Source organism: Streptomyces rubiginosohelvolus (genome assembly GCF_014649875.1).
Classification (GTDB): domain Bacteria; phylum Actinomycetota; class Actinomycetes; order Streptomycetales; family Streptomycetaceae; genus Streptomyces; species Streptomyces rubiginosohelvolus.
Window position 1 is genome coordinate 51,648 of record NZ_BMTW01000018.1, and the last position, 19,125, is coordinate 70,772.

The 19,125-nt window shown below is 72.3% G+C and carries 22 protein-coding genes and 1 pseudogene; 15 read left to right on the forward strand and 8 right to left on the reverse strand.

Annotated features, from left to right (window positions below; translation table 11 throughout):
- Nucleotides 1-212 precede the first annotated feature (212 nt).
- Nucleotides 213-731 carry a DUF6325 family protein gene (locus IE134_RS29460; RefSeq protein WP_030721076.1) on the forward strand — a complete coding sequence of 173 codons (519 nt, stop codon included), beginning with the start codon at nt 213-215 and terminating at the stop codon, nt 729-731.
- Nucleotides 732-810: 79 nt separating this feature from the next.
- The gene (locus IE134_RS29465; RefSeq protein ID WP_030721073.1) at nt 811-1,608 is read left to right on the forward strand and encodes a tyrosine-protein phosphatase; all 798 of its coding nucleotides are present in this window, start codon (nt 811-813) and stop codon (nt 1,606-1,608) included.
- Nucleotides 1,609-1,688: 80 nt separating this feature from the next.
- On the opposite strand, the gene IE134_RS29470 is transcribed toward IE134_RS29465, so the two are convergent.
- Nucleotides 1,689-2,309 (reverse strand): hypothetical protein, encoded by a 621-nt coding sequence (locus IE134_RS29470; protein ID WP_030721070.1) that lies wholly within the window; start codon nt 2,307-2,309, stop codon nt 1,689-1,691.
- Nucleotides 2,306-2,887, reverse strand: a complete 582-nt coding sequence (locus tag IE134_RS29475; protein WP_189432225.1) for a hypothetical protein — start codon at nt 2,885-2,887, stop codon at nt 2,306-2,308. Before IE134_RS29475 ends, IE134_RS29470 begins: the two co-directional genes overlap by 4 nt.
- Nucleotides 2,888-3,106: 219 nt before the next feature.
- On the opposite strand from IE134_RS29475, the gene IE134_RS29480 reads away from it, so the two are divergent.
- On the forward strand, nt 3,107-3,511 hold the full coding sequence (locus IE134_RS29480) for a DnaJ family domain-containing protein (RefSeq protein ID WP_030721065.1): 405 nt from the start codon (nt 3,107-3,109) through the stop codon (nt 3,509-3,511).
- A 37-nt stretch (nt 3,512-3,548) separates the two neighbouring features.
- Nucleotides 3,549-4,046 (forward strand): GNAT family N-acetyltransferase, encoded by a 498-nt coding sequence (locus tag IE134_RS29485; protein ID WP_098017051.1) that lies wholly within the window; start codon nt 3,549-3,551, stop codon nt 4,044-4,046.
- Nucleotides 4,047-4,083: 37 nt separating this feature from the next.
- Here the strand turns inward: IE134_RS29485 and IE134_RS29490 are convergent, their stop codons facing one another.
- Nucleotides 4,084-4,464 carry a VOC family protein gene (locus tag IE134_RS29490; protein ID WP_030721061.1) on the reverse strand — a complete coding sequence of 127 codons (381 nt, stop codon included), beginning with the start codon at nt 4,462-4,464 and terminating at the stop codon, nt 4,084-4,086.
- Between the two features lie 209 nt (nt 4,465-4,673).
- Between IE134_RS29490 and IE134_RS29495 the strand changes: the two genes are divergently transcribed.
- Complete coding sequence (locus tag IE134_RS29495; protein WP_030721058.1) at nt 4,674-5,198, forward strand: DUF6328 family protein; 525 nt, start codon at nt 4,674-4,676, stop codon at nt 5,196-5,198.
- Nucleotides 5,199-5,205: 7 nt separating this feature from the next.
- Here IE134_RS29495 and IE134_RS29500 read toward each other — a convergent pair whose 3' ends face one another.
- The 3 genes and pseudogenes from IE134_RS29500 to IE134_RS29510 form a co-directional block, all read right to left on the reverse strand.
- Nucleotides 5,206-6,018: a VOC family protein gene (locus IE134_RS29500; RefSeq protein ID WP_030721056.1), complete on the reverse strand. Its 813-nt coding sequence runs from the start codon at nt 6,016-6,018 to the stop codon at nt 5,206-5,208.
- Between the two features lie 109 nt (nt 6,019-6,127).
- Nucleotides 6,128-6,439, reverse strand: a pseudogene (locus tag IE134_RS29505) (cation diffusion facilitator family transporter); the annotation flags it as partial.
- 95 nt (nt 6,440-6,534) lie between these two features.
- Nucleotides 6,535-6,876, reverse strand: coding sequence for a DUF6479 family protein (locus tag IE134_RS29510; RefSeq protein WP_030721051.1), 342 nt, complete (start codon nt 6,874-6,876; stop codon nt 6,535-6,537).
- Between the two features lie 154 nt (nt 6,877-7,030).
- On the opposite strand from IE134_RS29510, the gene IE134_RS29515 reads away from it, so the two are divergent.
- The 7 genes from IE134_RS29515 (at nt 7,031) to IE134_RS29545 (ending at nt 14,460) form a co-directional block, all read left to right on the forward strand.
- Complete coding sequence (locus tag IE134_RS29515) at nt 7,031-7,420, forward strand: hypothetical protein (protein ID WP_030721048.1); 390 nt, start codon at nt 7,031-7,033, stop codon at nt 7,418-7,420.
- Nucleotides 7,421-7,487: 67 nt separating this feature from the next.
- A complete protein-coding gene (locus IE134_RS29520) occupies nt 7,488-8,048 on the forward strand; it encodes a 2Fe-2S iron-sulfur cluster-binding protein (protein ID WP_098017049.1) in 561 nt (186 codons plus the stop codon).
- Nucleotides 8,045-9,046 (forward strand): FAD binding domain-containing protein, encoded by a 1,002-nt coding sequence (locus IE134_RS29525; RefSeq protein ID WP_098017048.1) that lies wholly within the window; start codon nt 8,045-8,047, stop codon nt 9,044-9,046. Before IE134_RS29520 ends, IE134_RS29525 begins: the two co-directional genes overlap by 4 nt.
- A gap of 52 nt (nt 9,047-9,098) precedes the next feature.
- Complete coding sequence (locus tag IE134_RS29530; RefSeq protein ID WP_030721039.1) at nt 9,099-11,198, forward strand: xanthine dehydrogenase family protein molybdopterin-binding subunit; 2,100 nt, start codon at nt 9,099-9,101, stop codon at nt 11,196-11,198.
- Between the two features lie 182 nt (nt 11,199-11,380).
- The gene (locus tag IE134_RS29535) at nt 11,381-11,839 is read left to right on the forward strand and encodes an ATP-binding protein (RefSeq protein ID WP_030721036.1); all 459 of its coding nucleotides are present in this window, start codon (nt 11,381-11,383) and stop codon (nt 11,837-11,839) included.
- A 162-nt stretch (nt 11,840-12,001) separates the two neighbouring features.
- Nucleotides 12,002-13,414, forward strand: coding sequence for an NADP-dependent succinic semialdehyde dehydrogenase (locus IE134_RS29540; protein WP_030721033.1), 1,413 nt, complete (start codon nt 12,002-12,004; stop codon nt 13,412-13,414).
- A gap of 86 nt (nt 13,415-13,500) precedes the next feature.
- Nucleotides 13,501-14,460 (forward strand): D-2-hydroxyacid dehydrogenase family protein, encoded by a 960-nt coding sequence (locus IE134_RS29545; RefSeq protein WP_030721030.1) that lies wholly within the window; start codon nt 13,501-13,503, stop codon nt 14,458-14,460.
- A 28-nt stretch (nt 14,461-14,488) separates the two neighbouring features.
- Here IE134_RS29545 and IE134_RS29550 read toward each other — a convergent pair whose 3' ends face one another.
- Nucleotides 14,489-15,604 (reverse strand): baeRF3 domain-containing protein, encoded by a 1,116-nt coding sequence (locus tag IE134_RS29550; protein ID WP_030721028.1) that lies wholly within the window; start codon nt 15,602-15,604, stop codon nt 14,489-14,491.
- A 117-nt stretch (nt 15,605-15,721) separates the two neighbouring features.
- Between IE134_RS29550 and IE134_RS29555 the strand changes: the two genes are divergently transcribed.
- Genes IE134_RS29555 through glsA form a run of 3 tightly spaced genes read left to right on the forward strand, consistent with a single transcriptional unit; the run spans nt 15,722 to nt 18,167 of the window.
- Nucleotides 15,722-16,216 carry a DUF1269 domain-containing protein gene (locus IE134_RS29555; RefSeq protein WP_126932500.1) on the forward strand — a complete coding sequence of 165 codons (495 nt, stop codon included), beginning with the start codon at nt 15,722-15,724 and terminating at the stop codon, nt 16,214-16,216.
- A gap of 40 nt (nt 16,217-16,256) precedes the next feature.
- Nucleotides 16,257-16,811 (forward strand): hypothetical protein, encoded by a 555-nt coding sequence (locus IE134_RS29560; RefSeq protein WP_030721022.1) that lies wholly within the window; start codon nt 16,257-16,259, stop codon nt 16,809-16,811.
- A gap of 12 nt (nt 16,812-16,823) precedes the next feature.
- Complete coding sequence (glsA, locus tag IE134_RS29565) at nt 16,824-18,167, forward strand: glutaminase A (protein ID WP_189432228.1); 1,344 nt, start codon at nt 16,824-16,826, stop codon at nt 18,165-18,167.
- A 15-nt stretch (nt 18,168-18,182) separates the two neighbouring features.
- On the opposite strand, the gene IE134_RS29570 is transcribed toward glsA, so the two are convergent.
- Nucleotides 18,183-19,001: an endonuclease I family protein gene (locus IE134_RS29570; RefSeq protein WP_189432230.1), complete on the reverse strand. Its 819-nt coding sequence runs from the start codon at nt 18,999-19,001 to the stop codon at nt 18,183-18,185.
- Nucleotides 19,002-19,125: the final 124 nt, after the last annotated feature.

The following is a 19,125-nucleotide window of genomic DNA, read 5'->3' on the forward strand; positions in this document are numbered from 1 at the left end:
CCCTCTCGGGTATGCACTTGATCCATTACATACGGTCGCGTAACCGGCTCGGCCGCCGGACGTCCGGGCAACACGACGGTCCTCGACATCGGGATGAATCGGGACACTGATGCATATTATGTGCGAAGTTTCCTGATTTCTTATGTCATCCCTGGAATGCCGTATCCACCCCGGTGCCCCTGCGGCCGCCGGGACACGGAGAGGACGCGACCGTGGCCGTCGGACCTGTGGAATACCTCGTCATCGCCTTCCCCGGCGGCCGCTTCACCGGGGCGGTCGCCCCCGCCCTCGCCGACGCCGTGTCGTCCGGCGCCGTACGCGCCGGTGACCTGGCCTTCGTCCGGCGGACCGAAGGCGGCGCGCCGGCCCCCGTGGACCTGCGGGAGCTGGACCCCGAGGGAGTGGTTCCCGCCGATACCGCCGAGGGCGGGGCGGCGGCGGTGCTGAGCGCGGAGGACCTCGACCGGCTCGACCAGGGCGTACCGGCGGGCGATGTCGTCGCGATCGTCGTCCGGGAGGACCTGTGGACCACGGAGCTCGCCCGTACGGCCCGTGAGGCGGGCGGCACGTTCGTCGCGCACGAGCGCCTCGGCGCCGACGGGGCGGGGACGGACGAGGCCGCGGGCGACGACATCATCAACCGGCTGGAGCGGCTCGCCGAACTGTGGAAGCGCGAGATCCTCACCGACGCCGAGTTCGTGGAGCAGAAGACCAGGCTTCTGTCGGACTGACGCGTAGGACCTGACGCGTACGACGTTGATCCTGGTATGGGGAATTCCTGGAATTCATCGGGGAAAGAGGCAGTTCATCGTGCAGACCGCCCGGACCGTTCCGGCCGCCACCGTCGTCAATCTGCGCGACCTGGGAGGCATCGCCCTCGGGCGTGACCGCCGGGTGCGGCAGGGCGTCCTGTTCCGCTCGGGTCAGCTGAGCGAACTCGACCCGGCACGCGACCGCGCGGTGGCCGCACTCGGCATCCGCACCGTCGTGGACCTGCGCACCGCCGACGAGCGCCAGTGGGCCCCGGACCGGCTGCCGGACCGGGCCCGGCTCTTCGTCGCCGACGTGCTGGGCGACCACCCGGGCGTGGCGCCCGCCCGGCTGCGCTCCCTGCTCGCCGACCCGGCCGAGGCCGAGCGGGCCCTCGGGGGCGGCCGGGCCGAGGAACTCTTCGCCGAGACCTACCGCAAGATGGTCCTCTCACCGGGCGCCGCGGCCGCCTACCGGGCCTTCCTGGAGACGGCGGCCGACCCCGCCGCGCGCCCCGTGCTCTTCCACTGCACGGCGGGCAAGGACCGTACCGGCTGGGCGGCGGCCGTCCTGCTGATGATCCTGGGAGCGCCCCGTGCGACGGTGCGCTCCGATTTCCTCGCGGTCAATCCCGCCGTACGGGCGGCCTTCGCCCCGCAGGTCACGAAGTTCCTCGACGGCGGCGGCGACCCCGCCGTCGCCGCCGCGATCATCGAGGTCCGCCCCCGCTACCTCGACGTGGCGCTCGACGCGATGGACGAGCGGTGGGGCGGCCTCGACGGCTACGTACGCAACGGACTGCGTGTGCCCGACGCCGTACTGGAACGGCTGCGCGAGGGCCTGGTGGTCCGCGGCTGAAGCGGACGACCGAGGCGTCGCCACGCGTGAAGGGGCTGGTCCGGCGGACCAGCCCCTTCACACGGTCGTACGAGGCCCCGTCACAGGCGTACGAGGCGCTCCGTCAGATCGCGGTAGTGCTGAAGGGCGATCCGCAGATCCTCGGTCTCCGCCCCGGACTCGGCGCCGCTCCCGTCCTTCCCGGACCGCAGCCGCCGCCCGCGTTCCGCCAGGGCGGCTCCCAGGTCCGCGACGACCTCCTCGAACGTGGCGTCGGCGTCCCGCACCGCCCGGTGCGGGTCTTCCACGAATCCGGTCACCGCCTGCTGGATCCGGGCGGCGAAGGCCTCCTGCTCGGCGGGGGCGAACAAGGGCTTGCCCAGTCCCGGGCCGTCCCCGGGCCGCCCCACGGAGTCGGAACCGGCCTCGGGGCCCGTTTCGCCGGGCGCCGTGCGCGGATCCGGGGGCCTGACGGCAGTGGGGTCCGGGGTGTGCGGGGTGCCGCCGACGGAGGTCTCCTGGGCCCCCTCGGCGTGCCCTGCGGAGCCCGGGGCCTTCGTGGGCGGCCGCACCGGATCGGTCTCCTTGCCCGTGACCGTCCTCGTGGCCGGGTCGGGCGTGCCCGGTCGCCTGACAGGCGTACCCGTGTCGATGGGCCCGGCGCCCTTCGGCAGTCCGGTGCCCGCGGCAGCGTCCGTCCCGTCGTTCGGTGTGCGCGTCATGACGTACTCCGTCCCTTCACCAGATTCCGGTTGTTGTGTTCACGCCCCGACGCGCCGCCCGCGAGCAGGGCGTCGAAGAGCTTGCGGGCCTCGATGAGGGCCTCGCGCCTGTCCTCGGTGTTCGCGTCCCCGTTCCGAGCGGTGTGCACCCGGCGGTATCCGTCTACATGGGCGGCGTGGTGCACGGAGATGGCGTCCGTACGGTCCTCGAAGTTCTCGCCGTCCGGAAAACCACGCTCGCGCGACAGATCGGCCAGCAGCGCGTCGGCCTCGGTGAGGGAGCGCTCCGGCGACTCGACGAACAGTTCCTGGGCGCCCGCCCAGCGGGCTGCGTAGCGCGCGCGGGCCTCCTCGGTCAGCGGGCGCTCCTCGATGGCCCCGTGCCGCTTCACCCGGTCGTCGAGCTCCCGCTCGGCCGCCTCGGTGTCGCCGCCGTGCCGGGCGACCACCCGGTCGTACTCCGGCCCGAAGCGGCCGCGCAGACTCCGGCCGCCGCCGGCGAGGCGCCCACGGAGCAGGAAGAACGCGGCGATGGCCGCCACGGCGACCACGGCGATGATGATGATCGCTGTCGTCACGGCTACCGCCCCCACCGTTCATCGCCCGGTACGTAGCTCTGCTGTCGCACAGTGGTCAACCCCTCTCGGTCCGGGCCCGGCGGCAATCGCCGGACGGCGTGCTGGAGTCCGTGTACCCCCGGATTTCCGTTCGAGGCAGCCGTCCGCGATGGAAGGCTGCGCGCGAGGCCCTGTGTAGGGTGAAAACGTCGGGTCGACGGCAGGTCGGAGGGACACGCGATGACGGAGCGCAAACCACCGGGGGTCAGTTTCGAGTCCTGGGTCGACCGGCAGATCCACGAGGCGCAGGAGCGCGGCGACTTCTCCCGGCTCCCGGGTTTCGGCAAACCGATCGCCGGCCTGGAACGCCCGTACGACGAGGCCTGGTGGATCAAGCAGAAGATGCAGCGGGAGGGCGTGTCGATGCTGCCGCCCGCGCTGGCCCTGCGCAAAGAGGTGGAGGACGTCCCCGCCGCGGTGGCCGCGGCCCGCACCGAGTCCGCTGTGCGGCGCATCCTGACCGAGGTGAACGAGAAGATCGAGCGGGCCGTCAGGATGCCCCCCGAGGGCCCGCCGCTGCACCTCAAGCCGTTCGACGTCGAGGCGACCGTCCGTCGCTGGCGCGAGGAGCACCGCCCCGCCTGAGACCCGCCGCCGCGGGGCGGTGCCCGATAATCGACGTATGGAACCGGGCAGTGCAGGACGACGACGCGGGGGCGCCCCACGGCGTGCCGACGTGATGATCCGCCGGGCCGTGGCGCGCGACGCCGCCCGACTGACCCGACTGGTCCGCACATCACGCGCCTACGAGGGCCCGTACGCCCCGATGGTCGCGGGCTACCGGGTCGGACCGGACTACATCGAGGTGCACCGGGTCTTCGTCGCCGCGGACGACGCCACGGGCCAGGTCCTCGGCTTCTACGCGCTGCTCCTCGACCCGCCCGAACTGGACCTGATGTTCGTCGCCGACGCCGCCCAGGGGCTCGGCATCGGCCGACTGCTCGCCGCGCATCTGCGCGAGGAGGCCCGAAGCGCCGGGCTCACAGGCGTCCGGATCGTCTCCCACCCGCCCGCCGAGGGCTTCTACCGGAGCATCGGCGCCGAACCCGTCGGTACGGTCCGGGCTCGCCCGCCGGCGGTGATGTGGGACCGCCCCGCACTCCTGCTCCGGACCGGCTGAGGCCCCCGGCCCGGGACTTCACTTCTCCTGGTGCCGGTCAGCCGCCGTACGGGCGGGTGATCAGCTCCAGCCAATGACCGCCGGGATCGGGGAAGTACACACCCCGCCCGCCGTCGTTGCGGTTGATCTCGCCGGGGTGCTTCCGATGGGGATCGGCGTAGAACTCGATTCCCAGCGCCTGGATCTTCGCGAACGCGGAGTCGAACTCCGCCTCCGAAATGAGGAAGGCGTAGTGCTGCGGGGTGATCGAAGCGGCGGGAATCGTCGCGAAATCCAGCGTGACGCTGTTCGCGAGAACGACCGGAATGAACGGACCCCACTCCTCGCCGACCGTCAGATCCAGCAGATCCGCGAAGAATTCGGCGGACTCGCGGTTGTCCTTGCAGTGGACGATGGTGTGGTTCAACTCGACTGACACGGTGGAATGCCTCCAACGGGCATCTCACGGGCTACCTCCACGCCTCACCCGGCCGGTGACCGACGCGCGATGCCCTGCGGCGATCTTAGACGCGCCGCACAGCCGGGTCGAGCGCGTTCGGGAATGGCCCCGCGTCGCCGGGGCATCTGTAGTCCCGAATCGAACGTCTGTCTAAGCGCCCCGGTCGGGTCGAGACGAGGAGAACAACGATGACGGAGACCCATGGCAGAGGCCGGGAGGAGACCCAGGAGGAGCGGGCGGACCGGCAGTGGTCCGAACTCCTCCAGGAACTGCGCGTCGCGCAGACCGGGGTGCAGATCCTCTTCGGCTTCATGCTCGCGGTGGTCTTCCAGGAGCGGTTCGCGGACCTGGCGGACGTCGACCGGAACATCTATGTGGTGACCGTGATGCTGGGCGCGGCGACCGCGGCGACGCTCATCGGCCCCGTTTCGTACCACCGGCTCCTCACGGGCCGCCGGATGAAGCCCCAGACGGTGATCTGGGCCTCGCGCATGACCGTTCTCGGCCTGGTCCTGCTGTTCTGCACCATGTGCTCGACGCTGCTGCTGATCATGCGCGTCGCCCTGCACAACCAGCTGGCCCTCTGGCTGGTCGGCGGGATGGCGCTGTGGTTCCTGCTCTGCTGGTTCGGCTTTCCGCTGTGGGCCGTCGCCAAGGGGCGCTCCGGTCCGCGCGTGGGCGACACGTCCGACCGGGGGAGCGACCCGGCCTGAGGGCCGGTCAGGCGGGGCTGCGCACATCGGTCACCGCGAACAGGGCGCCGTCCGGATCGCGCAGCGTGACCTCGGTGCCTTCGAAACCGGTGCGGTCCTCGACGAGGGTGCCGCCGTGCCGCTCGGCCGCGGCGACCGTCTCCGCGAGGTCCGCCACCGGGAACTGGACCTGCCAGTGCGGCCGCACCAGCGGGTCGACCGCGGACTCCACGGCACCTGAGCTGATCCGGGCCAGCGGATGGCCCCCGCACCGCACGATGACCTCCTCGCCCTCGTACGCGACATCGCAGCCCCCCGGCCGCCCGCTCGCCCAGTCGAGCACCTCGCCGTAGAAGATCGCCGCGTCGAAGGCGTTCCGGGTCCGCAGCCGCAGCCAGGCGTGCGCGTGGTCGGCCGGGGCCGGCGGCGACGTGGAGGGCTCGGTGCGCTCCCACAGGCCGAAGGCCGCCCCGTCCCGGTCCGAGGCCAGTACCCCGCGCCCCTTGCCGAGCGTCAGCGGGCCCACCGCGACCGTCCCGCTGCGCTCGCGGATCCGGGCTGCGGCCACGTTCGCGTCCTCGACCGAGAAGTACGGCGTCCAGGCCACCGCGACCTGGAACGCCGAGGAGACGACGAAGAGGCCGGCCACCGGGACCTGACCGCGGTAGGCGACCGAGAAGTCGGACCCGAGCCGCCCGGGGCGGAACGACCAGCCCAGCACCTGGGAGTAGAACCGCTCGGCGGTCTCCCGGTGCCGCGTCATGAGGGTGACCCAGCACGGTGCGGCCGGCCCCGTCAGGGGCGCTGCCGAGGAGGCCGTACGGGGATCGCTTCCGGTCATGGTCCACTGCCTTCGTCGGGGAGCGGCGTCCTGCCCGGCCGCTGCGGTCCAGCAACCAGCCTTGACCGGCCCGCCCGGTCCCGCAACGCGGGCCGCGCGCCGGACCGGGTCACAGCCCGGCGCGCGGCGGGGCGTTCGTGACGTCGAGGAAGACCTGGTCGGCCTGCGGCCACCGGCCGGCCATCGCCTCGCGGATGCGCATCGAGACCTCCTCGATGCGCTCGCTGTCGATACCGGGGGCGAGGTCGATACGGGCGGCCACCAGGACCGAGTCCATGCCGAGGCGCATCGTGAGCAGCTCGGCGACGTTGTCGATCTCGCTCTGGCGCATCAGGGATCCCACCAGTTCGCGGCGCAACTCCGGATCGACGGCCTCGCCGATCAGCTGGTCGCGGGCGTCCCGTCCGAGCCGGAAGGCCAGACGAGTACGTCGGTCGGCGGCCGAGCCGGCCATCACAACCTCCTGGACCTCCTGGACATGGGGGGCAGGTGTGACGCCCCCGGGGGGACGGGCGGTCAGCTGCGGGGCTGCTCCTCGTCGGGCGGCATCGGGTGGTTGCCGTGGTCCTTCAGCTCGTACGGCGACAGGGCGTGGCCGTCCTCGGGGAAGCGGTCGGAGGAATGCGGGTCGGTCTGCTCGATGTGTGTGCGCCGCTCGGGCTTCGTCGGCTGCTCATGGGGCTGGGGCGGCGGCGGCTCGGCGTCGTGCTTGCGCTTGCTGAGGAGGAATCCACCGATCAGCAGGGCCACGACGGCCAGCGCCACGACGCCCATGAAGATCCCCAGAGCCCCCGTGCCGTCCGCGAGCGGGATCTCGGCGGGCGCATCGGCCGCATTGACTGCCTTCAGAACATCCATGTCATCGGCATACCCCGAGAGAAGGGCATCAGTCAGCTATTCACAGCAATTCATGTTTTATGGGTATCTCAGGGGAAACGGGTTTCACCACCGTGCGTCAGGACACCCCTCCTGCCCGCACTCCGGAAGTTCAGGCATCTCGGAAGGAACCACGGTGAACAGCACTCCCGAGCAGAGCGGCGAGGATCACCCGGCGGGCCGGGAGGTGGTGGTCTCGCTCAGCCGCTGCGACACCGAGGACGCCCGGACCGTGTTCGACGTGCTCGCCACCGGCTTCGCCTCCGACCACCCGATGGGCGAGACCCCCGAGCAGACCTCCGGCCCCCGCCCGACCGTCTGGGTCACCACCGTCGACGTGTCCGAACCGAAGGCCGACGCCACCCCCGCCCGCCTCACGGCGCCGGTCACGGTGGACGCCCAGGGCGGCTACTGGGCCGTCGACCGGCTGCGTACGCATCTCACCGGGGCCTTCGCGGTGAGCGTCGTCGGCACGGCCGCCGGGGACCAGGAGCAGGAGGTCCGGCTGCGGCTGCAGAGCCGCTGACCGGCCGGACGACACCCGAGCACGACCGGGGCGGGACCTGCCCCGCGGCGAAGTGAAAGGCGCGCGCATGGATTCCCTCGCTCTCGGAGCGGACCTCGAACCCGAACCGGTCGTGGACGAACACTCCACCGTGACCCTGTTCGTCAACGGCGAGGAGACGACGCTGACCGTCGACCACCGCGCCACGGTCCTGGAGACGCTCCGGGAGCGCTTCGGCCTCACCGGGGCGAAGAAGGGCTGCGACCACGGCCAGTGCGGGGCCTGCACGGTCCTTGTCGACGGGCGGCGGATCAACAGCTGCCTGCTGCTCGCCGTCACCCAGGACGGCGCCACGGTCACCACGGTGGAAGGGCTCGCCGACGGCGAGAGCCTCCACCCGGTGCAGCAGGCGTTCGTCGAGCGGGACGCCCTCCAGTGCGGCTTCTGCACCCCGGGCCAGATCTGCTCGGCCGTGGGCATGCTCCGCGAGGCCGCCGACGGGCACCCCTCGCACGTCACCCCGCCGGATACCGAGACCGGGCCGGTCGCACTCGACGCCGACGAGATCCGTGAACGCATGAGCGGCAACCTGTGCCGGTGCGGGGCCTACCCCCGCATCGTCGAAGCCATCGAGGACGTGATCGAGTGAAACCGTTCGGCTATGCGCGCCCCGCCTCCACCGACGAGGCCGTCCGGCTCTGCGCGGCCGGTCCCGGCGCCCGCTTCCTGGGCGGCGGCACCAATCTGGTGGACCTGATGAAGCTCGGCGTGGAGACGCCCCGGATCCTCATCGACGTCTCCGGGCTGCCCCTGGACCGGGTGACCCGGACGGCGGACGGCGGCCTGAGCATCGGCGCCACCGTGCGCAACAGCGACCTCGCCTCCCACCCCGACGTGACGGAGGACTACCCGGCCCTGTCCCAGGCGCTGCTGGCCGGGGCCTCCGGCCAGCTCCGCAACGCCGCCACCACCGGCGGCAACCTGCTCCAGCGCACCCGGTGCCGCTATTTCCAGGACGTCTCCAAGCCCTGCAACAAACGGCTTCCCGGCTCCGGCTGCCCCGCGCTCGAAGGGACCCACCGCGACCTCGCGATCCTCGGGCACTCGCCGGAGTGCGTGGCCACCAACCCGTCCGACATGGCGGTGGCCCTCGCCGCGCTGGACGCGACCGTGCTCCTCGTGGGACCCGAGGGCGAACGGGCCGTCCCGCTCACCGAATTCCACCGCCTGCCCGGGGAGAACCCCGACCAGGACACCGTGATCAGACCCGGCGAGCTGATCACCGAGGTGGTGCTCCCGCCGCCGGTGCCCGGGGCGGCCTCCCGCTACCGCAAGGCCCGCGACCGGGCCAGTTTCGCCTTCGCGCTGGTCTCCGTCGCCGCCACGCTCCGGGTGGCGGCGGGCCGCGTGGAGCACGCCACGCTCGCGTTCGGCGGCGTCGCCCACCGGCCGTGGCGGGCCCGGAGGGCCGAGGCCGAACTGCGCGACGCCCCGGCCACCCCCGCCGCCTTCCAGCACGCCCTGATCGCCGAACTGGCCGAGGCGCGGCCACTGCGTGACAACGCGTTCAAGGTGGACCTCGCCCGCCGCCTCGCCCTGGACGTCCTCGGCGAACTCACCGAGCGGCAGCAGGCCCGTACCGGCTGAACCCGCCACAACGGCCGCCCTCCCGCACCACCGACCCCCGAGGATCCCCGCCATGACCACGCAAGCCCCGCAGTTCCCCGGTGCGCCCGTCGTCCGCAGAGAGGCCCGGGACAAGGTCACCGGCACCGCCCGCTACGCGGCCGACCGCACGCCCGCCGGCTGCCTGTACGCCTGGACCGTCCCTGCCACGATCGCGGCCGGACGCGTCACCGCCGTACGGGCCGTCGACGCCCTCGCCGTACCGGGCGTCCACTCCGTCCTCACCCACGACAACGCGCCCCGGCTGCAGGAGCCCGACGACCCGATCCTCGCCGTGCTCCAGGACGACCGCGTCCCGCACCACGGCATGCCGGTCGCCCTCGTGATCGCGGATTCGCTCGAAGCCGCCCGGACCGGGGCCGGGGAGCTCCACATCGAGTACGAACGCGACCCGCACGACGTCACCCTCACCGAGGACCACCTCGGCCTGTACACGCCCGAGGAGGCCAACGGCGGGTTCCCCGCCGTCCGTAACCGCGGCGACGTGGAGAGGGCCCTGGCCGCATCGCCCGTCCAGGTCGACGCGACGTACCGGATGGACGCGCTGCACAACCACCCCATGGAGCCGCACGCCGCCACCGCCGTATGGGCCGACGGGCATCTCACCGTCCACGACTCCAGCCAGGGCTCCGACAAGGTCCGCGGCAGCCTCGCCCAGGCGTTCGGTATGGACCCCGACCACATCACCGTGGTCTCCGAGCACGTCGGCGGCGGCTTCGGCTCGAAGGGCACCACCCGCCCTCAGGGGGTTCTGGCCGCGATGGCCGCCCAGCACACCGGGCACCCCGTCAAGCTCGTCTTCCCCCGGGCCCAGCTTGCCGAGGTCGTCGGTCACCGGGCCCCCACGATCCAGCGGGTCCGGCTCGGCGCCGACCTCGACGGCGTGCTCACCGCCGTCAGCCACGAGGTGGTCACCCAGACCTCCACCGTGAAGGAGTTCGTCGAGCAGGCCGCCGTGCCCGCCCGCGTCATGTACGCCTCGCCGAACAGCCGCACCGGGCACCGGGTGGTCGCCCTCGACGTGCCCAGCCCCTCCTGGATGCGCGCCCCGGGGGAGGCCTCGGGGATGTACGCCCTGGAGTCCGCCATGGACGAACTCGCCTCCGCGCTCGGCCTCGACCCCGTGGAACTGCGGCTGCGCAACGAACCCGCGACCGAACCGGACAGCGGCCGCCCCTTCAGCAGCCGCGGCCTCGCCGCCTGCCTGCGCGACGGTGCCGCACGGTTCGGCTGGCACGACCGCGACCCCCGCCCCGCCGCCCGCCAGGAGGGCCGCTGGCTCATCGGTACGGGCGTGGCCTCCGCGACGTACCCCGTCCTCGTCTCCCGGTCCACCGCGAGCGCCCACGCCGCCCCGGACGGCTCCCTGACCATCCGGGTCAACGCCACCGACATCGGCACCGGGGCCCGCACCGTGCTGGCCCAGATCGCCGCCGACGCGCTCGGCGCCGACCCCGCGGCCGTCCACGTCGACATCGGCTCCACCGACCTGCCCACCGCCTCGCTGGCCGGCGGCTCCTCCGGCACCGCCTCCTGGGGCTGGGCCGTGCACAAGGCGGCCGCCGACCTTGCCGCCCGCCTCGCCGGGCACACCGGGCCGCTCCCGGCCGAGGGGGTCACCACCACCGCCGACACCGAGCAGGAGACCGCCGAGGAGTCCCCGTACGCCCGGCACGCCTTCGGCGCCCACTTCGCCGAGACGGCCGTCGACGCCGTCACCGGCGAGGTGCGCGTCCGCCGGCTCCTCGGCGTGTACGCCGCCGGGCGGATCCTGAACGCCCGCACCGCCCGCTCCCAGTTCACCGGCGGCATGGTGATGGGCATCGGCATGGCCCTCACCGAGGGCTGCGGCATCGACCCGGTCTTCGGCGACTTCACCGCCAAGGACCTCGCCTCCTACCACGTGCCCGTCTGCGCCGACACCGCCGACATCCAGGCCCACTGGATCGAGGAGGACGACCGCCACCTGAACCCCATGGGCAGCAAGGGCATCGGCGAGATCGGCATCGTCGGCACCGCCGCCGCCATCGGCAACGCGGTCCGTCACGCCACCGGCGCCCGGCTGCGCGAACTGCCCCTCACCCCGGACACCCTGCTGCCCTACCTGCTGTGACCGGGCACCGCCCCCACCAGCACGGACGGCCCAGCTGTTGCGCGTCCGGCGTACCGGCCTCACCCTGAGGAGTGACCCAGAAGTGATAGGTGCTCACGCTTTGTGTTCGGGGGTCGTTCGTACGACGGGGTGAAGTACGACGGGGTTGAAGCACGTGGGCCTCGTGGTGAGGAGCCTCGACGATGACCGTTCCACTCGACCGGCACTACTCGGTCGAACTGCAGGTGTCGGCAGAGCGCGTTTCCCAGCTGCGGCGGATCGTCGCCGCACACCTCCGTCACTGGAGTCTCGATCTGCACGTCCGGCCGGTGTGCCGGGCCCTGGACGAACTCCTGACGAACGTCCACCGGCATGTCGGCGACGGCAACACCTGCGTCCTCGAACTCCGCTGGACCGGACGGCACGTGACCGTGTCCGTCGCCGACAACAGCGCCCGGATGCCCCGGCTCCTGCCGGCCGGCGGCGGGCTGAGCCGGGTCATGGCCCTCAGCGACAGCTGGGGCACCTGCCGGACCACGGACGGCAAAGTGGTCTGGTTCACCCGCTACGCCGAGGCGCCGAAGGCCGCGGGACTGCTCCCGTACGCCCCGCTGCCCGGCGTCCGCACCGCCCGCGCCGTCCCGGTGGCGGTGCTCGTGTAACCGCCCCGAGCAGGCGGCCCGCACACCGGCCGACGCGGATCGTGTCCCCTGGGCACGCATGATCCGCGTCGGCCGGGTACGTGCGGGGGAGGGGGAGAGCCGCGTTGCGCGGACCGGTGCGGCGCGGCACGGTCGGACTACCGATGCAAGGAGGCCACTGCCATGCCCATCGCGACGGTCAACCCCGCGAACGGCGAACTGATCAGGTCATTCGACGCCCTCGGCGAGGAGGAGACCGAACGCCGGATCACCGCCGCCGCGGAGACCTTCCGCCAGTACCGCACCACCCCCTTCGAGCAGCGCGCGGCCTGGCTGAACCGGGCCGCCGACCTCCTCGACGAGGACCGCGACACCATCGCCCGCACGATGTCCCTGGAGATGGGCAAGCCCATCACCGCGGCCCGCGCGGAGGCGGCCAAGTGCGCGAAGGCGATGCGCTGGTACGCCCACCGTGCCGAGGGCCTGCTCGCCGACGAGCACCCGGACCCGGCCGACGTGACGGACTCCGGCGCCTCCCGCGCGCTGGTCCGCTACCGTCCGCTCGGCGTGGTCCTCGCCGTGATGCCGTGGAACTTCCCGCTCTGGCAGGTGGTGCGCTTCGCCGCACCCGCCCTGATGGCGGGCAACGTCGGGCTCCTCAAGCACGCGTCGAACGTCCCGCAGACCGCCCTCTACCTGGAGGACCTCTTCCACCGGGCCGGATTCCCGGCGGGCTGCTTCCGCACGCTGCTGATCGGCTCGGGTGCCGTCGAGGCCGTCCTGCGTGACCCGCGTGTCGTCGCCGCCACGCTCACCGGCAGCGAACCGGCCGGGCGCGCCGTCGCCGCCACCGCCGGTGACGAGGTCAAGAAGACCGTGCTGGAACTCGGCGGCAGCGACCCCTATCTCGTCCTGCCCTCGGCGGACGTGGAGAAGGCCGCCGCCACCGCCGTCACCGCACGCGTCCAGAACAACGGCCAGTCCTGCATCGCCGCCAAGCGCTTCATCGTCCACACCGACGTGTATGACGCGTTCGCCGAACGCTTCACCGCGGGCATGCGCGCCCTGACCGTCGGCGACCCACTGGAGGAGGCCACCGACATCGGGCCGCTCTCCACCGAACAGGGCCGCACCGACCTGGAGGAGCTCGTCGACGACGCCGTCGGGCGCGGGGCCGAGGCACTGTGCGGCGGACGCCGCCCCGACAAGCTCGGCGGCGGCCTGGAGAACGGCTGGTTCTACGAGCCCACCGTTCTCGCCGGCATCACCACGGCCATGCGCATCCACCGTGAGGAGACCTTCGGCCCGGTCGCCACCCTCTACCGGGTCGCCGACCTCGACGAGGCGATCCACCTGGCCAACGACACCCCCTTCGGCCTCAGTTCCAACGTCTGGACCCGCGACCAGGGCGAACAGGAGCGGTGCGCCCGCGATCTGGAGGCCGGCGGCGTCTTCTTCAACGGGATGACCGCCTCGCACCCCGCCCTCCCCTTCGGCGGCATCAAGCGCTCCGGTTACGGCCGTGAGCTGGCCGGACACGGCATCCGCGAGTTCTGCAACGCCACCACGCTCTGGTACGGCCCCGAGGCCTCCTGACAACCGGCCGAGCCGGGCCCCGTACGCCCGGCAGGGGCGATGCGCGATCATGGACGGCGACCCTGCCCTGCCGGAGGAAGGCTGCCATGAAGCTGCGCTGCGCCGTCATCGAGGACTTCCAGTCCGTGGCCACCACCGTCGTCGACTGGTCGTCCGTCACCGACGACGTGGAGATCGTGACGTTCACCGAGCACCTCGCGACGGTGGACGAGGCGGCATCCGCCCTCGACGGCTTCGATATCGTGGTCACCCTGCGCGAGCGGGTGCCCTTCCCCGCCGAGCTGTTCGACCGGCTGCACCGGCTGCGGCTCCTCGTCGCCTCCGGTATGCGCAACTCCGTCATCGACTTCGACGCCGCGCGGCGGCACGGTGTCGAGGTCTGCGGCACCGCCAGCTCCTCCACCCCGCCCGTCGAGCTGACCTGGGCTCTGCTGCTGGGCCTGGCGCGCGGGATCGTCCCCGAGGCCGAGGCCCTGCGCACGGGCGGGCCCTGGCAGTCGACCCTCGGGGCCGATCTGCACGGGCGGAGGCTCGGGCTGCTGGGGCTCGGGAAGATCGGCGCCCGGGTGGCGCAGGTGGGCCTGGCCTTCGGCATGGACGTGGTGGCCTGGAGCCGGAACCTCACGAAGGAACGTACCGACGAGGTCGGGGTGGGTCTCGCCGCGTCCAAGGAGGACCTGCTGGACTCCAGCGACTTCGTCTCCGTCCACCTGGCGCTCGGCGAGCGGACCCGGGGGCTGATCGGCGCGGCCGAACTCGCCCGGATGCGCCCGACCGCGTACCTGATCAACACCTCCAGGGCGGCCATCGTCGACACGGACGCCCTGCTCGCGGCCCTGAAGGCGGGCGCCATCGCGGGGGCCGCGACCGATGTGTTCGACGTCGAGCCGCTGCCTGCCGGCGACCCGGTGCGGACGGCCCCGCGGCTGCTGGCCACCCCGCACCTGGGCTATGTGTCACGCGCCAACTACGAGACGTACTACGGCCAGGCGGTCGAGAACATCAGGGCGTTCCTCGACGGGCAGCCGATCCGCCGCCTGGGCTGACGGCGGAGCGGCCTCTCCTGAAGGCTGTTCAGTAGCGCAGGGCCGCCGCGATCCGGCCGTGCTCCGCCAGCGAGTCGTCCTCCACGAAGACGACGTCGGCGCCGCTGTCCAGCGCCGCTTCGACCAGTTCGTCGACGATGTCCTCGCGGACCGCGCCGTCCGCGCTCTGCGCCGTCCCCTCGGGCACCGGCTCCAGATGCTCGTCGGCCACCCGAACGGTCGCCTGGAAGTGTTCCTCCACCACGACCAGACCCGCCCGACCCTCCCGGACGGCGGCCCACACCTCGTCGAGCCCGCCGGCGAAGGTGTGGGCGCTGCGGGCGTTGTCCAGCCGGGTCTCCACCTCGGCCGCCGCCTGATGCGCCCCCGCCTCCAGGGCGGGCCGCAGCTCGCGGAGGACCTCGGCGGTCGGCAGGTCGGCCGGCGCCCCTTTGGTGACCCGGGCGATCGCGGACCGCGAGCTCTCGCCGACCTCGTCCAGCAGGGCGAGAGCGGGGGCCAGGCCCATCAGATACAGCGGACGCGGATCGTCGGCGAGCACCGCCCGCAGCTTCTCGTCGACGTCGCGGAAGAAGTTCCGGGTCTCCTCGTCGGTGAACGTGCTCGGGGTGTCCCCGATCCGCTCTTCGCGCTGCGGGTTCGGCGGCTCCTTCGGAGCGGTCAGCGGGAAGCCGTCGGTCTTCTCCTGACGGATGGCGTCGCCGGTCCCGATCCACAGCGTGGCGTGGTCGGCGGCGACGGTCAGCGCCCGGAACGGCCGCGTCTGCGCCTTGGCCGCGACGAGGTTGCGGGTGAGGAAGGTGTCGCTGAGCACCACCCGTTCGGGTGCGGTACGCGGAAGCCGCCAGATCCGGTACTCGTCGGTGGTGACCAGGAGCACCAGGGAGTCCAGCGCCCCGCGCGGGTCCACCTCGCCCGCCGCCCGCTCCAACTGGGCCCGCAGAGCGGCCGCGACCTCACGGCTGACCTCCGGGTCGGCGTCCAGCCGGTGCCCGGCCTCCGCCACCAGGTTCCGCAGCCGGACCGGGTCCTGGGCGTTGTCCGGGGCCTTGCGGTGGGTCGGCATGGTCAGGGACAGCGCCGGATAGGGCCGGGTCGCCCGCAGCTCCCGCAACAGGTCGGCGGTCAGGGCGTCCGTATCCATCGTTCCCTCCCAGGGCTCGGCCCGCTCCCGTATGAAGCGGATGCTTCGACGAGTCAATTCATACCTTTTGATCCTAATATGGGCGAGTTGTTGCTCGGGAGTTCAGGAGGGTGCGCGATGTCCACGCTCACGGTGTGGAAGTTCCGGACGGCCGACGGCGCGGAGAACGTGGAGGAGGCCCTGAAATCCCTTCAGAAGGAAGGGCTGATCAAGATCCTCGACGCGGCCGTGGTCAGCTGGCCCGCCGACCGGGCCAAGCCGCGCACCAGACAGCTGCTGAACCTCGTCGGCGCCGGAGCCCTCAGCGGCACCTTCTGGGGCATGCTCTTCGGGCTGATCTTCCTCATGCCGCTGCTGGGCGCGGCCATCGGGGCGGCCGCCGGGGCGCTCGGCGGGAAGCTCGCGGACGTCGGCATCGACGACGACTTCATCGCCGAGGTCAAGGAGAAGGTGACGCCCGGAACCTCGGCGCTCTTCCTGCTGACCATGAACGAGGTGCCCGACCGCATCGGCGCACAGCTGCCCGGCGACGGCGCCGAACTCCTCCACAGCAATCTCGACACCGAGCGCGAGGCGAAACTCCGCGACATCTTCGGCGACAACACGGCCTGACCACCGCACACACCCCCACTCCTGGATTGGACGACCGTCCGTGAATGCGAACCTCCCCGCGCGCCGGGCCCGCGCCGCGCGCGCCCTGGCCCCCGTCGCGGTCGTGGCCCTGCTGCTCGTCGGTACGGCGGCCTGCGACTCCGACACCACCAGTGAAGGCACCGACCAGGGCGTCCACACCCTGACGCCCGAGCCGGAGGAGTCGCCGTCCGAGTCCCCGAGCCCGCGCACCCAGGAGAGCTTCGCCGCCTCGGTGTCCGCCGAGTCCGAACGCGTACGGCAGGAGGCGGCGAAGCGCCTCGACGAGGTGGAGGGCCGGGGCAACGCCGTCGCCGACGTCTCGGTCACCGGGCTGCCGCTCAGCGGGTCCGAGGAGGTCCGCAGCGCGCGCGTCCGGGTCACCAACCCCACCGACGAGGCCGCGTTCTACGCCGTGAAGGTGGAGTTCGTCGACGCCGAGGACAAGGTCCTGGACACCGTCGTCGTCGGCGTCGAGGACGCGCCGCCGGACCGCACGGTCGACGCCCAGGCCAACAGCCGCAAGGCCGCCGGGGTGAAGACCTTCCCCCGGGTCGCCCAGGCCGAGCGCGGCTGAGAGGGCGCGGTCATGAGCGCAGCCGACGCGGTGACCGACTCGCTGGAGAACCTGCGCGCCCGGTTCATCGGCGTACGGGACGGGAAGCCGGCCGACTACATCCCCCAGCTGGCCCTGGCCGACCCGGACGCCTTCGGGCTCGCGCTGGTCAGCATGGACGGACACCGCTACAGCGCGGGCGAGGCCGACATCCCCTTCACCCTCCAGTCCGTCTCGAAACCGTTCATCTACGCCCTCGCGCTCTCCGTGCTCGGCCTCGACGAGGTGAGCCGCTGGGTGGGCGCCGAGCCGAGCGGCGAGGCGTTCAACGCCATCAGCCTCGAACCCGACACAGGCCGGCCCGCCAACGCCATGGTCAACGCCGGCGCGATCGTCACCACCGCCCTGATCCCCGACACCCCCGAAGAGCCCGCCTTCGACCGGATCCTGCGCTGCCTCGGCCGGTTCGCCGGACGTGAACTGGACGTCGACGAAGAGGTGTTCAGCTCCGAATCGGTGACCGGGGACCGCAACCGGGCGCTGGCCTATCTGATCCGCTCCACCGGCACCATGCCCGTCGACCCGGTCCTAGCCGTCGACCGCTACTTCCGCCAGTGCGCGATCCGCGTCACCGCTGTCGACCTCGCCACGATGGCCGCGACGCTCGCCTACGGCGGGGTGAACCCGGTCACCGGCGAGGAGGTCGTCTCCGCCGAGGTCGCCGCCCGGGCCCTCGCCGTCATGGCGACCTGCGGCATGTACGACGGCTCCGGCGACTGGCTCCTGCGCGTCGGGCTGCCCGCCAAGAGCGGGGTGTCCGGCGGCCTCATCGCGGTGGGCCCGGCCCGCTTCGGGGTCGCGACGTACAGCCCGCCGCTGGACGCCACCGGCGGTTCGGTGCGCGGCCACGCCGCGCTGGAGACGATGTCGCAGCGCTACGGGCTCCACCTCATGCTCAACCCCGCGCTGCCGGGGTCCACCGTCACCCTCGTCACGACCGCGGACGACCTGCCGTCGGCGCCCTCCGCCGAGCACGAACGGGTCCTCCACGAACAGGTCGGCGTCGTCGTCGCCCAGGGGTCCATCGACTTCACGGCCGCCGAACGCGTGCTGTACGCCCTGGACGAGTCGGGGCCGAACGGCGGGTCCGTGGTGCTCGACCTGCACGACGTCACCGCCGTCGACCCCGTGGCCCTGGCCATGCTGCACACCGGCCTCGCGCGGCTCCTGTCCGACGGGCGGCGCGCGGCCGTCGTCGACCCGCGAAATCTGCTGGGCCCGCCCGACGTCGTACGGAACGGGACCGGCCAGGACGTGCCGCGCTACGCCACCCGCGAGGCTGCCGTCGAAGGCTGCGCGCAGGCCCTGGCCGGGTAGGGCCGAGCCGGGGGGCTACCAGATGGCGCCGACCCACTCGGGGTGGTCGATGAACGGGTTCCGGTTGTGCTGGAACTGCTCGAATATGACGTCGTTGCGGCGCTTCTCGAAGGTGTCCGGCGGGTCCTCCTGGCTCCACTGCTTGAGGACGGACAGCCTGCCCATCTTCGGCGCGGACCCGTTGTCCACCTGGTCGTTGGGTTCGAGGTCGGCGAAGGAGTCGTTGCCCTCGTACCGAACGGCCATGTAGAGGATCATGCGGGCGACGTCGCCCTTGACCTCGTCGCGCGGCTCGAAGGAGTCGCCGTCGGTGAAGTTCCCCGGGGCGTCGCCCAGTTCGCTGCCGCCGTTGTCGAAGTCCTTGTTGCCCCGGGTCGAGTTGACCTGGACGTCCTCGGGCCGCAGGTGGTGGACGTCGGTGCCCGGACCCGTCGACGTACCGAAGTCACCGTGCGACTTGGCCCAGACGTGCTCCCGGTTCCACTGGCCCGAGCCCCCGCCGTTGTCGTTCTTCGACTGGGAGCGCCCGGTGTACAGCAGGACGACGTTGGAGGAGTTGGCGGGGTCCTCGTCGGTCGCCTTGAGGGCGTCCCACACCTGGTCGTAGGAGAGCTTGGTCTGCTCGCTGATGATCGTGTGCAGGGCGGCCTTCAGCTCGGCGCCGGTCTTGCCGAGGGCGTCCTGGTAGTAGGTGTCGTCGAGGGCGGCGGCGGTGGCGGTGTACCGGCCGGGCGAGGAGTTCGCGGGGGCCGCGGCCGCGGTGCCGGCGAGCACGGTGGCGGCGGCCACGGCGACCAGCAGTGGACGCGCGTAGAACGAGTGACGACGGGACATGTGGGGTGTCCTCTCCGGAACGCGGGCGTCGCGGCGGGGCCCTGGGTGAGGGTGCTCGCGCGGCGGCCGTTCGGTAGGTGGTCAGCCGGGAGCCTTCCACACGCACCGTGGCCCAGGTGTGAAC